The 14,292-nt window shown below is 70.4% G+C and carries 14 protein-coding genes; 4 read left to right on the top strand and 10 right to left on the bottom strand.

Features of this window, described 5'->3' with window-relative positions:
* The first annotated feature begins 60 nt into the window (after positions 1–60).
* The gene (locus R4I43_RS23525; RefSeq protein ID WP_324267857.1) at positions 61–1,023 is read left to right on the top strand and encodes an alpha/beta hydrolase; all 963 of its coding nucleotides are present in this window, start codon (positions 61–63) and stop codon (positions 1,021–1,023) included.
* An 81-nt stretch (positions 1,024–1,104) separates the two neighbouring features.
* Here R4I43_RS23525 and ligM read toward each other — a convergent pair whose 3' ends face one another.
* A complete protein-coding gene (gene ligM / locus R4I43_RS23520; RefSeq protein ID WP_324267856.1) occupies positions 1,105–2,505 on the bottom strand; it encodes a vanillate/3-O-methylgallate O-demethylase in 1,401 nt (466 codons plus the stop codon).
* A gap of 277 nt (positions 2,506–2,782) precedes the next feature.
* On the opposite strand from ligM, the gene R4I43_RS23515 reads away from it, so the two are divergent.
* On the top strand, positions 2,783–3,637 hold the full coding sequence (locus R4I43_RS23515) for a methylenetetrahydrofolate reductase (protein ID WP_324267855.1): 855 nt from the start codon (positions 2,783–2,785) through the stop codon (positions 3,635–3,637).
* Positions 3,637–4,500, top strand: a complete 864-nt coding sequence (purU, locus tag R4I43_RS23510; protein ID WP_324267854.1) for a formyltetrahydrofolate deformylase — start codon at positions 3,637–3,639, stop codon at positions 4,498–4,500. Before R4I43_RS23515 ends, purU begins: the two co-directional genes overlap by 1 nt.
* 101 nt (positions 4,501–4,601) lie before the next feature.
* Here the strand turns inward: purU and R4I43_RS23505 are convergent, their stop codons facing one another.
* The 9 genes from R4I43_RS23505 to R4I43_RS23465 form a co-directional block, all read right to left on the bottom strand.
* Positions 4,602–5,606: a M14 family zinc carboxypeptidase gene (locus tag R4I43_RS23505; RefSeq protein ID WP_324267853.1), complete on the bottom strand. Its 1,005-nt coding sequence runs from the start codon at positions 5,604–5,606 to the stop codon at positions 4,602–4,604.
* Positions 5,607–5,648: 42 nt separating this feature from the next.
* Positions 5,649–6,149, bottom strand: a complete 501-nt coding sequence (locus R4I43_RS23500; RefSeq protein WP_324267852.1) for a GNAT family N-acetyltransferase — start codon at positions 6,147–6,149, stop codon at positions 5,649–5,651.
* 3 nt (positions 6,150–6,152) lie between these two features.
* Complete coding sequence (locus tag R4I43_RS23495; RefSeq protein ID WP_324267851.1) at positions 6,153–7,067, bottom strand: PfkB family carbohydrate kinase; 915 nt, start codon at positions 7,065–7,067, stop codon at positions 6,153–6,155.
* Positions 7,064–8,485, bottom strand: coding sequence for a purine-cytosine permease family protein (locus R4I43_RS23490; protein WP_324267850.1), 1,422 nt, complete (start codon positions 8,483–8,485; stop codon positions 7,064–7,066). Before R4I43_RS23490 ends, R4I43_RS23495 begins: the two co-directional genes overlap by 4 nt.
* Positions 8,486–8,494: 9 nt before the next feature.
* On the bottom strand, positions 8,495–9,493 hold the full coding sequence (locus R4I43_RS23485) for an ADP-ribosylglycohydrolase family protein (RefSeq protein ID WP_324267849.1): 999 nt from the start codon (positions 9,491–9,493) through the stop codon (positions 8,495–8,497).
* Positions 9,490–10,206, bottom strand: coding sequence for a GntR family transcriptional regulator (locus tag R4I43_RS23480; protein WP_324267848.1), 717 nt, complete (start codon positions 10,204–10,206; stop codon positions 9,490–9,492). The genes R4I43_RS23485 and R4I43_RS23480 overlap by 4 nt, the downstream gene beginning before the upstream one ends.
* A gap of 100 nt (positions 10,207–10,306) precedes the next feature.
* Positions 10,307–10,531, bottom strand: coding sequence for a hypothetical protein (locus R4I43_RS23475; RefSeq protein ID WP_324267847.1), 225 nt, complete (start codon positions 10,529–10,531; stop codon positions 10,307–10,309).
* A gap of 88 nt (positions 10,532–10,619) precedes the next feature.
* On the bottom strand, positions 10,620–12,443 hold the full coding sequence (locus R4I43_RS23470; protein ID WP_324267846.1) for an AMP-dependent synthetase/ligase: 1,824 nt from the start codon (positions 12,441–12,443) through the stop codon (positions 10,620–10,622).
* Between the two features lie 195 nt (positions 12,444–12,638).
* Positions 12,639–12,896, bottom strand: coding sequence for a hypothetical protein (locus R4I43_RS23465; protein ID WP_324267845.1), 258 nt, complete (start codon positions 12,894–12,896; stop codon positions 12,639–12,641).
* A 367-nt stretch (positions 12,897–13,263) separates the two neighbouring features.
* Between R4I43_RS23465 and R4I43_RS23460 the strand changes: the two genes are divergently transcribed.
* Positions 13,264–14,277, top strand: coding sequence for a helix-turn-helix domain-containing protein (locus tag R4I43_RS23460; RefSeq protein ID WP_324267844.1), 1,014 nt, complete (start codon positions 13,264–13,266; stop codon positions 14,275–14,277).
* Positions 14,278–14,292 lie beyond the last annotated feature (15 nt).

Raw genomic sequence — 14,292 nt, 5'->3', positions numbered from 1 at the left:
GGTTGGATCGTTGCCGGAGCGCGGCGCGAGTGGCCGTGCCGTGAGACGCGAGGAAGTGCGATGAGCGAGGTTCTGCCGCCGGTCCCCTTCGACCCGGAGCTGGAGGTCTTCCTGCAGGCCATGCCCAGCACGGGGCTGGGGTTCAAGCTGGAGGACGTTCCGCAGCTGCGCGAGATGTCGCGGCAGTTCACCACCGACGAGCAGTTGGAGGCCGACGGTTTCACCGTCGAGCACCGCGCGGTGCCCGGCCCGCAGGGCGCCCCGGAGGTGCCGCTGGTGATCGTGCGGCCGGCCGAGCTCAGCGGGCCGCTGCCGTTGATCTACTCCATCCACGGCGGCGGGATGATCATGGGGGATCACCGGCAAGCTCTCGACGTCATGGGCGACGAATGGGGTCGTGAGCTGGGCTGCGCGATCGTCTCGGTGGACTACCGGCTCGCGCCGGAGAACCCGCACCCCGCTCCCGTGCAGGACTGCTACGCCGGACTGCGCTGGATCGCCGAGCACGGCGCGGAGCACGGGCTCGACCCGCAGCGCATCGCGCTCACCGGCGGCAGCGCGGGCGGTGGCCTGGCCGCCGCGGTCGCGCTGATGTGCCGCGACCTCGACGGGCCGAAGCTCATCGGGCAGCTGCTGCAGAGCCCGATGCTCGACGACCGCAACGACACCCCGTCGGCGCACCAGATGCGCGGGCTGGGCATCTGGGACCAGCAGGCCAACGAGGTCGGGTGGACCGCGCTGCTCGGCGATGCGCGCGGCGGCGACGTCTCGCCCTACGCCGCGCCCGCACGGGCCGACGACCTCTCCGGGCTCCCGCCGACCTTCATCGACGTCGGCTCGGCGGAGACCTTCCGCGACGAGGACGTCGCCTACGCCACCCGCATCTGGCAGGCCGGTGGCATCGCCGAACTGCACGTCTGGCCGGGCGGGTTCCACGGCTTCCGGATGTTCCCCGACGCCCAGCTCAGCAAATCCGCCGCCGCGGCCCGCACCGACTGGCTGCGCCGCATCTTCCAGAGCTGAACCTCGCCGAGGGGCGGTTCGGGTCCGAACCGACCGGACGAACAGGGCATCGATCACGGGCGGGTGGGACCGGAACCGGCCTCACACGGCCACCGAACGCCACCCCGGGCGGTAGCTCTCCCGCACCACCTTCGAGTAAGGCGCCGGGCTCACCACCGCGCGGGCCGCGAACTGCTCGTGCGGCTGCACGGTGGCCTTCCGGGTGCCGCCGCCCGGTTCGCCCCACAGCACCCGGACCTCCGCGCCCAGCGGCACGCCGGGGTCGACCGTGGCCAGGGACAGGCCGGTGCGCTCGTTGGCGCTCAGACCCGTGAACAGCGACAGCCCCACCGCGTTGCCGTCGGCGTCGACCACCGCGTCGAAGTTCGACGAACCGTAGTTGGCGTTGGGCAGGTCGAAGAACTGGTACTGCGGCCCCTCGGGCTGCGCCGGGTTCGCCAGCAGCGCGCCGAGGTCCTCGACGTTCCAGGCCAGCGTCACCTTGCGCCGCTGGGTTCGCGGGTCGATGCGCTCCAGCGCGTCGCGCCCGACGAAGTCGTGGTCGAACTTCACGAACGAGCCGTAGCCCAGCTCCCACGGGTTGAGGTAGTAGTCCTCGATGTCGTCGGAGACGAAGCTGCCCGCCAGCGCGTTGGTGGCCTCGTAGCTGTCGGCGCCCAGCCATTCGCGGTAGTCGCGCAGCTCCGGGCTGGTGTAGATGGCCGGCAGCGGCGAGGGGATCCAGCCCGACTCCAGCGTGTTGCAGGCGTAGGCGCGCGAACCGGTCGGCTCGATGCCGAACTCCTGCCCGGCCTCCAGGATCGCGTCCCGCACCCGCTCTCGGCTCTCGTAAGGACCCCAGATCTCCAGGCCCGGCGCACCGGCCATGCCGTGGCGCAGCGTGCGGACCTGCTCACCGGCGATGCTCATGGTGCCCATGCGGAAGAACCGCAGCTGCTCGACCGGACCGCCGTTGACCTTCTCGATGATCTTCCACGCGTGGGGCCCCTGGATCTGGTAGCGCCACACGTCCCGCCGCACCGGGTTGCCGTACGGCCGCGACGGCGACCGCTGGTCCAGCCGGACGTCGATGTCGTGGCCCGAGCGCCCCCGGAACATCAGGTAGTTGGCCACCGGAGCGCGGCCGACGAAGACGAACTCCTCCTCGGCCAGCCGGAACAGGATCCCGTCACCGATCACCCCGCCCTCGGGGGAGACCGGCACGTACTGCTTGGCCGAGTCCACCGGGAAGTTCGCGGTGGAGTTGATCCCGTTGTCGGAGAACAACTTCAGGGCGTCCGGGCCCGACACCCACAGGTTCACCATGTGGTGGGTCTGGTCGAACAGCACCGCCGTCTCGCGCCAGGCGATGACCTCCCGGCGCCAGTTGCTGAACTCCGCCGGGACCACCGGGTAGATGTAGGCCCCGAGCTGCGAGTTGCGGAGCAGCTCGACGGTGTTCCCGGACTGGTCCAGCACTTCCTGCAGGTTCTTCGCGCTCATCTTCCACCCGTCCTCGCGTGGTCCTGGTGCACCCAAGCTACGCAGCGGGAAACGCCGTGCGACACAGCGCAATTGCGGCCCTGAGCCGAGTCCGGCCGGACGGTCCGGGTGCGTCGGATGACGTACCCGGCGTTGTGCCGGGCGGGACCTCGGGGTCCGGGGTGGACATTTGTCGCGGCCGAAACGGCATCCGTGCCGCGCGTTCGGCGAGCCCAGCTCGGCTGTACTGGTGCTCGCCGCGCGACAACGCCCACGCGCTTCCCGGAGGAGCCACGCCATGACCACTCAGCAGGAGATCGCCGGTCCGCGGCGGTCCGGTCTCGCCGACCTCGTGCGCAACATCAGCTACGAGGTGATGCCGTTCACCAGCACCGAGCGGTCCGTCGTCGAATCCGTGCCGAGCTCGGTGCCGCTGACCGTCACCGCCACCGAGGCCAAGGGCCTCGACGCCACCCTCGGGCTGACCGAGCGGCTGCTGGCGCGCGGGTACCGCGTGGCCCCGCACCTCCCCGCGCGGCAGTTCCGCGACCGCGCGCACGTCCGCGACGTGCTGGCCCGGCTGACCGAGGCGGGCGCCGACTCGGTGTTCGTCATCGGCGGCGACGCGCCGCAACCCGCCGGGGAGTTCCCGGACGCGCACTCGCTGCTGCAGGTCATGGCCGAGATCGGACAGCCCTTCACCGAGGTCGGCATCGGCGGTTACCCCGAGGGCCACGGCAGCATCCCGCGACCGGTGATCGACGACGCCCTCCGGCGGAAGACCCCGCTGGCCACTCGCGTGATCACCCAGATCTGCTTCGACGCCACCACCACCCGGGCCTGGGCGGCCGGGGTGGGACTGCCGGTGACCGTCGGCATGCCGGGGCCGGTGAGCAGGCAGAAGCTCATCCGCATCTCGGCGGGCATCGGGCTCGGGCAGTCGGCCCGGTTCCTGCAGAAGCAGCAGAGCCTGCTGTGGCGGTTCCTGCTGCCCGGCAGCTACAACCCGACCCGGCTGACCCGGCGGCTCGGAGCGGTGGCCCCGGGCACGAACCTGCGCGGCCTGCACATCTTCACGTTCAACGAGCTCGCGGGCACCGAGCGCTGGCGGCGACGGCTGCTCGACGCGGTCGGGGAGGGAGAAGTGCGCTGATGAGCGGCGGTTTCGACTACGGCAGGCTGATCGTGCGCGGTGCCGACCGGCCGGGCATCGTCGCCAGCGTCTCCGGGGCGCTCACCGAGCACGGCGCCAACATCCTCGCCCTCGACCAGTCCTCCAGCGACCCGGAGGGCGGGAGGTTCTTCCAGCGCACCGTCTTCCAGCTGCCGGGACTGGCCTCGCGCATCGACGAGCTCGACGCGGCGCTGGAGGCCCGGCTCGGCGAGGAGCTGGGCCTGGACTTCCGGCTCGTGGAGGTGCGGCGCCGCAAGCGCGTCGGCATCTTCGTGTCCCGGGCCGACCACTGCCTGCTCGACCTGCTGTGGCGGCAGCGGCGCGGCGAGATCGACATGACCGTCCCGATGGTCGTGGCCAACCACCCGGACCTGGGCGACGACGTGCGGCAGTTCGGCATCCCGTTCTTCCACGTCCCGGTGGCCCGCGACGACCGGGCGGAGACCGAGAAGGAGCAGCTCAACCTGCTCAAGGGCAACGTCGACCTGCTGGTGCTGGCCCGCTACATGCAGATCCTCTCCGGGGACTTCCTGGACGAGCTCGGCGTGCCGGTGATCAACATCCACCACTCCTTCTTGCCGGCGTTCATGGGCGCCAACCCCTACCAGCGCGCCAAGGAGCGAGGCGTCAAGCTCGTCGGCGCCACCGCCCACTACGTCACCGAGCAGCTCGACGAGGGCCCGATCATCGAGCAGGACGTCATCCGCGTCTCCCACCGCGAATCGGCCCGCGAACTCCGCCGCAAGGGCGCCGACGTCGAACGCCAAGTCCTCTCCCGCGCGGTCTCCTGGCACTGCGACGACCGGGTCGTCCAAGACGGCAACACCACGGTCGTCTTCTGACCGGCGGCGACGCCCCCGGGTGAAGGATTCGAATTTCGCGCGAAGTTCGAGGTGGAGCTTCGGGGTTCGAATTTCGCGCGAAATTCGAATCGGCGCTTCCGTCAGTCGTCGGTGCGGGTGGCGTTCGCGGTCGGGACGGGCTCGCCGCGGGGTGGGATCGCCTCGGCCTGGGCCGGGTCGACGTCGTGGACCGAGCCGTCGGCCGCCGCGTTGGCGATGGCGTGCATGGACGCCAAGGCCGAGGAGATCTGGAACTGCTCGTGCGCCGGGCCCATGTCGCTGAGCTCGATGAGCACGCTGCCGCTGCCCAGCAAGCCGTAGGCGTTGCGGGCGATGCCCTGGTACTCGCCGCCCGGGTACTGCGAGACGTTGGCGCCGCCGTCGTCCATCGCGTTCCGCGCGACGACCGAGACCTGCTTGGCGAGGTTCAGCGGTTCCTCCGCCACACCAGGGTTCGTCGGCCACATCAGCGATGCGGTGATCTCACGGCCCTCGCCGTCGACGTAGCGGCCCTGCATGTGGAAGTCGACCGCGATCTGCGGCGTGAAATCGGCGTGGTGCCGCTGGATCAGGCCCGCCTCGGTAGCCGGGTTGTCCTCCGGGGCCACGGCCGGATCGTGGTAGCGGTTGATGTCGTACCCCTTGCCCGCTTCACCGAATTCCGGATCGGCGTCCGGGTCGTAGTTGTAGCGCCAGTTGAGCTCGTGCCCGTCGGGGTTGGCGCGCACCACCACGTCGACCGTCACCTGATCGCGCAACCAGCGCTGGTGCGGGTCGTTGCCGACGCCGACGTCGCGCAGGAACTCCATCGCCGCAGGTGTTCCCAGCGGCTCGTCGCCGTGCTGCTGCGTGACGTAGAGGAGTCGCTGCGGGCCGTGCCCGACGCGAGCGCTCCACACCGGTCGTCCCTGGTTGCTGGTGCCGATCGGCCTCACCCGGACTTCGCCGCGGCTGCGCACCTGCAGGTCGAACAACTGCCGCGCGAGCTCCTCGGTGCTCGGTCGCGGGTCGATCTCGCGCGCCGCGCCCGCGGGCGCGACCAGTCCCCACGCCGTCACGACGGCCACCAGCACCGACAACAGCGCGTACCGCATGGTTTTCGACATAACGCCGAAGTCTGCAACCCCGGACCGCCCGCCACAAGACGTCTACAGCTCCCGCCGCATGCACGCCCTCGGCCACGCGTCCAGCCCCGCCTCCGCCTCCTCAACCCGGATCGCCCGCAACCCCGGGGTGAGCTCGTCGTCGTCGAGGTAGCGGAAGCCGAGCCGTCGGTAGTAGGGCCCGTTCCAGGAGACCTCGGTGAACGTCGTCAAGGTCAACGCGGGCAAACCCCGCTCGCGAGCCCAGGCGGCGAGCACCTCGATGAGTCCGGCCCCGATCCGCCGCCCGGCGTGCTCCGGGGCCACGCTGACCTGCTCGACGTGCGCGCACCCGTCGACGACGTCGGCGATCAGGTACGCCACCGGCACGTCCCCGGCGGTGTGCACCCACGCCCGTCCCGCCTGCTGGAACTCCCGCAACACAGCCAGCGACGGCGGTTCGTCCTCGGCCACCAGCGTCATCCCGAGCTCGGCGAACGGCCTGCCCGCCGCCCGTTCCACCTCCTGCAGGAGCGCGAGGTCCTCGTCCCTCGCCAGGCGGATCACGACTCAGCGCGCCAGGAACGCGTCGAGCTCGGCGCGCGGGGGAGCGGTCGCCGGGCCGCGGTGCTGGACCGACAGGGCGGCCGCCGCGTTGGCGCGCAGCGCCGCGTCGGACAGCGCCGAGCCTTCCAGCAGCGCGGCGGCGAGCACGCCGCAGTGGGTGTCGCCGGCACCGTTGGTGTCGACCGGCTCGACCGGAAAGCCCGGTACGCGGTGCGTTTCACCCCCGGCGGTGAGCAGGCAGCCGGAAGGACCGTCGCGCACCACGAGCGCGGCCGACGGGCCGAGTCGCTCGGCGAGCTTCCGCGCCGCGGAGTCGGTGTCGGGCACGCCCGCGAGCGCGCGGGCCTCCTCGGCGTTGCAGCTGAGCACGTCGACCCTCGGCAGCACCGCGTCGAGCACCTCGGCGGGGATGTCGGCGACCAGCGGGCACGGATCCAGCAGCACCCGCGAGGACACCCCGGGCAGCCACGCCAGCAGCGCCTCCCGGTTCGAGGCGTGCAGCAGGCTGTAGCCGCTGACGTAGACGATGTCCTCCGGCTCGGTGCGCACCTGCGAGAGCTGTTCCGGCAGCAGCCGGCCCTCGGCGCCGACGCCGGTGACGAACGTGCGCTCACCACCCGGTTCCACCAGGGCCACGCAGATCCCGTTGTCGGAATCGCTCCGCTGCGGCTGGGCGGCCTCGATCCCCTCCGCGCGCAAGGCTTCTCGCGCCTGGTCGGCGAAGCGGCCGGTCCCGTGCGCACCCGCGTAGACCACCTCGGCGCCCGAGCGCGCGGCCGCGGCCATCACGTTGAACCCGCCGCCCGGCAGCAGCTCGGTGCTCTCGGCGAGCACGTCACCGCCGGTCGGGGGCAGCGACGGCACCCGCATCATCAGGTCGAGCACGACCTGCCCGGTGTGCACCAGACGACCGGTCACGCCGCGACCTTCCGGCTCCCGCCCAGCAGCGCGTAGACCCCGGCGGAGATCAGGAAGGTGATCACCCAGCCCAGCCCGTTCTCGCCCAGCCAGGTCTCGGCGAACACGCCGGTGAAGAAGTCGTTGTCGCTGAACAGGTATCCGACCACGATCGCCAGCGCCCACGCGGCGAACGCGCGCGGCTCGACACCGCCCCTGTACCAGTAGGAGCTGGTGCTGCGCATGTCCATCAGCCCGGCCGGGTCGTAGGTCCGGCGGTGCAGCATGTCGGTGAGGAACACGCCCAGCCACGCGGTGATCGGGATGGCCAGCAGGCTGATGAAGGTGACGAACGGGTCGTAGAAGCTGTCGGCCACCAGCATGAAGTAGATCGAGCCGAGGAACGTCACGACCACGTCCACCGCGACCGCGTACACCCGCTTGATGTTGATGCCCATCGTCAGCGTCGTCAGACCCGCCGAGTACACCGAGAGGTGGTTGGACAGCAGCAGTCCGCCGACCGCGGCGATCAGGTACGGCACCGCCATCCAGGCGGGCAGCATCGCGCGGATCGCCGCCACCGGGTCACCGGCCTCGGCCAGCGCGGGATCACCCGCCGACAGCAGGCTTCCCAGCGAGATCAGCAGGATCAGCGGGATCCCCGCGCCCACGGCGGCCGAGGCGACCAGCGATCCGGCCTTGACGGCGGGGGACTGGTAGCGGGACATGTCCGCCGATGCGTTCGCCCATCCGATGCCGGTACCGGCGGCGATCGTGCCGATGCCGGCGATCACCGCGCCGATCGGGGCGGGGGAGGCGGAACCGACGGCGTGCCAGTCGATGGTGGCCACCAGGCTGATGGCCACCACGACGTTGAGCGCGCCGAAGATCCACGTGGCCCAGCGTTGCACGGCCACCAGGACCTTGTGCCCGAGGCCGGAGACCACCATCGTCAGCAGCTCGAAGACCGCGATGCACAGGATCGTCAGCACCGGAACGGCTTTGGCGTCACCGGCGGTGCCGAACAGGATCGTGCACAGCGACAGCAGCGCGAACGCCGCCGTGGTGGTGTTGACGGTTTCCCAGCCCAGCCGCGAGATCAGCGACACCACGGTCGGACCGGCGTTGCCGTGCACGCCGAAAACGGCGCGGGAGAGGGTCAAACCCGGTGCGCCGCCGCGCCGCCCGGCGATGGAGACCACGCCGACGATCGCGAACGAACCCACCGAGCCGATGACCGCGACGATCGCGGCCTGCCAGAACGCCAAGCCCTCGGCGACCAGCGTGGCCCCTAGGGGCAGGCCGAGGATCGAGATGTTGGCGGCGAACCACACCCAGAACAGCTGCATCGGATGGCCCGTCCGCTCGTTCTCCGGAACCGGTTCGATGCCGCGCGTCTCCAGTGCGCCCTCAACGGTCTCGGTGGCCTCGCGGACCATGCGCTCCTCCTAGCTGCCGGACTTCCTCAGTTCGAGCAGGCCGTCTACGACGGGTTCCAGGTCGAGTCCGTTGACCCCGCGCACCGTGGTGAGCAGGTCCACCGGGAAACCGGAAAGCCCGTGCTGCGCACCGAGGATCGCGCCGAGGACGGCGGCGATCGTGTCGGTGTCCCCGCCGAGGCCGGCGGCCGTGGTCAGAGCTTCCAGCGGCGTGTCACCCAGCGCTTCGGCGAGGGCGAACGCGGCGACCATCGACTCCTGGACCGCGACGGACGTTCCGATGACCTTGGAAACAGCGTAGGACAACGTGGTTCGGTCCATGCCGCGCACCCAGCGGCGGGCCCAGCGGATCCGGCAGGCGATGTCGCCGCCCGCGCACCACCAGCCCTCGCGCGCTCCCAGCGCGGCGGCGTGTTCGGCCTGGTCGAGCGCGGTCGGCAGGTCCGCGCCGTCGATGCCGGCCGACACGGCGGCGGCCACCGCTGCGGCACCGGCGATGCCGACGTTGGTGTTGTGCGTGAGCTTGCTGGCGGCCGCGACCGCCTCGACCAGGCCGTCGAGCTCCGGTGCGGTGGCGATGGCGACCGGGGTGATCCGCATGGCCGCGCCGTTGGTGGTCCCGCCGCGACCGGCTTCCTCGGGACCGGTACCGGATTCCAGCAGCTTCAGCGCGCGCTTGGTGGACGGTCCGAGCAGGTCGGCCAGTCCTCGCGCGACCATGCCCGCCTCCCAGTCCAGGAGCGCTTTGGCGAAGACCATCGGGTCGATCGTGCCCGAGCCGCCGATGAGCAGGTCGGCGACCAGCACCGCCTGCTCGGTGTCATCGGTGACGGTGCCCGCGGCGAGGTTCGGTGAGATCGGCTGCTCGGCGACGGCGTCGCGCAGCGACCGGATGAAGCCGTAGTGGGTGACGATGTCCTCGCGCGACATCGATTGCGTCGGCATGCCCAGGGCATCGCCGATCGCCAGTCCGTAGAAAGCGCCTAGCGCGCGCTCGCGTGTGCTCATGGGCGGCCAAACGTCAGGTGGAACTGGAACCGGTTGGGGTCGAGCAGGCTGGTGACCTGTTCGACGAGTTCGCCCTCGGCGGTGACGCTGGTGCGCACCGCCTGCAGGAACAACTCGCCCTCGGGGCGTTCGAGCAGCGCCGCCATCTCGGCGTCCAGCGCCTTGGTGCCGATGCGTTGGTCGCCGGCGCCCGCGCGGAGCCCGGCCGAGAGCAGGGTTGCGGTGATCGAGCCGTCGAGCAGCCCCTCGTCGGGGAGCTCGCGCAGTTCGCCGATCGCGGGGATCAGCGAGGTCTCGACCGAGACGGGACCGGCCGACCGGTCGCGGCGCAGCCGGCGTATCGCGATGAACTCGCCGAGCCCGAAGCGCTCGCTGAGCTCGGCGTCGGTGGTGCGTTCGATGGACAGCAGTTCGGTGCTGATGTCGAAGCCCGAATCGGCCAGGGCGGTGGCCCAGCCGACGGTCTGGTCCAGGGTGACGCCGTCGAAGGTGACGAAGGAACCGACACCGCTGCGGGTGGCGATGAGTTCCTGGCGCTGCAGCTCGGAGAGGGCGCTGCGCACGGTGCCGCGGCTGACCTGGTACGTCTCCGCGATCTGGTTCTCACCCGGCAACTGCTCGCCGCGCGCGAGCCTGCCCGAGCGGATCTGCTCGGTGAGCTCGGCGATCAACCGGTCACGTTTCCCGAAGGGAACCTGTCCAGTCCTGTTCATTCCTGTACATTAAGGCTACCCGCAGGTAGGGCACAACCGATGCCACGCTGACGGAGTAGTGAAACCCGTTGGGGCGACCCGGTTCGTCCGTTTTGGCCGGTCATCTCCCCGATCGGGGACACCATCCCCACTTCGTCGAGCCGTAGCGCCAGCGCGTGTCGGGCGGCGGGTACTTGCCGTGCAGGACCCAGCCGTCCTCCTGCCGCGACCAGTGCAGGATCTCCTCCTCCCACGGCCGGCACATCAGCTGCCTGCGCTCCTCGGCCTCGCGGCACACCTCCCAGGCGCGCACGGCTCCTCTCCACAGGCGTTCGAGCCTCGACACACCTGTAGATGGTGCGACTGTCCGCGGACGTGCGAAAGGGCCACGTCGGAGGATCTGGCCTCACCGACGCGGCCCCTCCGGGATGCGGTCAGAGCGACTCGACGGTGTTCGGGTAGAGCTCGTCGAGCGCGTCGCTGTGGTTGTCGGCGACCGCCTTGCGCTTGATCTTCAGGCTGGGGGTGACCTCGTTGTGCTCGATGGTCAGCTCGCGCGGCAGGATCTTGAACTTCTTGATCGTCTCGTGCCGGTTCAGCGTCGCGTTGAGGTCCTCGATCGCGGCGGCCACCATCTCGTGCGCCTTGGGGTGCGCGGCCAGCTCCGCGTAGGACAGCCCGCCGAGGTCGTTGGCGTGCGCCCACTCGACGATCGACTCCTCGTCGAGGGTCACCAGCGCGGAGCAGTACGGCCGCTTGTCGCCGAAGACCACCACGTTGCTGACGTAGGGGCACAGCGCCTTGAACTTGCCCTCCACCGACTGCGGCGCCACGTACTTGCCGCCGGAGGTCTTGATCAGGTCCTTCTTGCGGTCGGTGATGCGCAGCCTGCCGGCGTCGTCGAGCTCGCCGATGTCACCGGTGTGGAACCAGCCGTCGGAGGTGAGCACCTCGGCCGTGGCCTCGGGCATGTTGTGGTAGCCGCCCATCACGCCGCCGCCGCGCAGCAGCACCTCGCCGTCCTCGGCGATGCGGACCTCGGTGCCCGGCAGCGGCTGGCCCACGGTGCCGATCCGGAAGTCGTCGGTGCGGTTGACGAAGCTCGCCGCGGTGGTCTCGGTGAGCCCGTAGCCCTCGGCGATGAGCACGCCCGCGGCGTGGAAGAAGCGGGCGATGTCGGGCGCCAGCGCGGCGCTGCCGGAGATGAAGAACCGCAGCCTGCCGCCGAACTTCTCGCGCAGCTTGGCGAACACCAGCTTGTCGGCGATGGCGTGCTGGACCTTCAGCCCCAGCCCGGGCTGCCGCCCCTCCTGCTGGAGCCGGGAGATCTCCAGACCCACCGCGCAGGCCCAGCGGAAGATCTTGTACTTGAGCTCGCCGCCCTCCTTGGCCTGCATGACGACCTTGTTGTAGATCTTCTCGAAGATCCGGGGCGCGCCGGCCACGAACGTCGGGCGCACCCGGGCGAGGTTCTCCACGATCTTGTCGACCCGGCCGTCCACGGCGGTCAGGTACCCGGTCCGGATCTGGCCGACCTGCAGGACCTTGCCGAACACGTGCGACAGCGGCAGCCACAGGTACTGCACGTCCTCCGCCGACGTCTCGCCGATGGCGTGCATCGCCTCGGCCACGTAGACCCAGTTCGACTGCGCGAGCCGCACGCCCTTGGGGTTGCCGGTGGTGCCCGAGGTGTAGATCAGGGTCGCCAGGTCTTCGGTGTCCACCGCGTCGACCAGCTCGTCGAACAGCTGGGGCTGGGCTTCGCCCAGTTCGCGGCCCTTGGCCTCCAGATCGGCCAGGCTCAGCACCCAGTCACCGTCGGGCGTGCCGTCGAAGGTGATGACGCGGGTCAGCGCGGGCATGTTCGCGCGCTGCTCGCGCAGCTTGGCGATCTGCTCGTCGTCCTCGGCGAAGACGACCGTCGATCCGGAGTCGGCGATGATGTAGGCGCAGCCCTCGGCCGTGGTGGTCGGGTAGATCGTGGTCGTGGCGCCACCTGCGCACATCACGCCCATGTCGGCGAGGATCCAGTCGATCCGGGTGCCGGCCAGGATGCCGCACCGCTGCTGCGACTCGAGGCCGATCGCGTGCAGCCCCAGCGCGATCGCCCGCGCCCGATCCCAGGTCTGCGACCACGTCAGGGAGCCCCACCGCTCACCGTCGGGGTAGCGGAAGGCCTCGCTGTCGCCCGACCGCTTCACGCGATCGCGCAGCATCTCGGGGATCGAACGGAAGTCGGAGGAAATCGCGGCAGGCATGGGCGGGAACGTAATCGAGCTCACTCACCTGCGCAATGAAAACCGGGCAAATCGGCACGCGACAGTTTCGATCTGTTATCTGCCGGCGGCCGCTCGGTCGAACTCGCAGGTCGGGGTCTTGACAGGCCGGATCCCGATCGCACCGGGGGCGGACCCGTCGTCGAGCGGGTCCGCCTGGTGCCGATCGGATGGTGATCATGGATGGGCCCCCGCGTTCCCGGCGAGCAGGACCAGGGCCAGGACCGACAGGACGGTGAACACGGCCGCGGGCGGGCCGAGCACCGAGCGGGCGAGGGTGGCCAGCCCGGACATCGCCCGGGCCAGCACCACCGCAGCCGCGAACAACGCGACCAGAACGCCCAGCAGCATTCCTTGCAGGGCGGTGGAAAGCGAGTCAGGCGTGACTACCGGTGGGTCGTTTGCCGCCAGCACCGCTGGGAGTATCGTGAACATGCGAGCTCCCTTCACGGGTCGTGCCCGTTGCGAGGGTGATCGTGAATCCGCGTAGCGCCCCCGGTCGTGGCCAAACGATTTCCGGGGGCGTTCGCATGTCCGGCCGGCGATCAGCCGGCCGCGCGCCCTGGCTGGTGTGCCGAGGTGCCCCGCACCTCCCCGGTGGAGAAATTTCACTTCTCCGTTGAAGTTTTCGCCGCCGGGTGAAACGCGCCATGGTCAGTATGCGATTACCGCTATGAGACCGTCAATGTCTTTGCAGCGCACTGGCTTGCCGGAAGTCAGGCGAGGTGCGAGTATTTGCTGGTCTTCAGTACTTCAGTGAAGTTTGGTGAAATTCTTTGACCGAGGCGAAGGAGACGGCGTGATGGCTCGTCCCGGGAGCCAGAGCGGAACCGGAGAGCTCGGTTCTCGGCTCCGTGATCTGCGCGAATCCCGTGGCATGACGCAACTTCGGCTGGGACGCGCCCTCGGAGTCGCGGTCTCGAGCATCTCCTCCTGGGAGAGCGGGGCGAAACTGCCGCCGCCCACCCGGTTGGCCGATTACGCCACGTTCTTCGCCGCCGGGGCCACCACCGGCGGGGTCCCGCCGGAGAACGCGCTCACCGGAGAGCAGCGCGAGGAGCGCCTGCGGCTCAAGCACGAGCTCGACCAGCTGCGGAGGACGGGGGAGGAGGCGGCCGGCCCCGTGGATCCCGGAGCGCGGCACGACTTCTGGCACTTCCCCGACGGCGGGCCGGTCCGCATCGTCACCGGCGGGCTCAGCGAGAAGCACTGGTCCCCGCTGGGCACCCCCAGCGAACCCAACTACCTGTCGCTGGCCCGCTGCGCCGATCTCGACGCCGCCGTCGAGCTGTTCGGTCACGTGCGCGCCGCCAACCCGCGCTCCGAGGTCGAGATCCGGCTCGAACACCTCGCCGACGACGACCTGCGCGCCCACCTGGTGTTCCTCGGCAGCGGCGCGGCCAACCCGTGGGTGGAGTGGCTGACCGCCGAGTGGCCGGTCCGGCAGGTCCCCGACGACGACGTCCCCGACGGCTCGGTGTTCGAGATCGACGGCGAGCGCAGGCTCAAACCGGTCTTCCGCGGCGACCAGCTGGTCGAGGACGTCGGGCTGCTCGCCCGCATCCCGAACCCGAACAACATCCGCCGCACCCTGACCTTCTGCAGCGGGGTGTTCACCCGGGGCGGGTTCGGCGCGGTGCGCTGCCTGACCGATCCGCAGGCCAAGGGACGAAACCTCGCCTACCTCGACGACGACGTCGAGGACCTGGACCGGTTCGGGATGCTCATGCGGGTCCCGGTGATGCGGCACGTGACCGGCACGCCCGACCTGCAGAACCCGGCGAACCGGCTCTACGAGTGGCGACCCAGCACCTGATCGCGAGGGGGCGGA

The organism is Saccharopolyspora mangrovi (assembly GCF_035320975.1).
GTDB lineage: Bacteria > Actinomycetota > Actinomycetes > Mycobacteriales > Pseudonocardiaceae > Saccharopolyspora > Saccharopolyspora mangrovi.
This window is presented reverse-complemented; position numbering and strand designations above follow the sequence as displayed.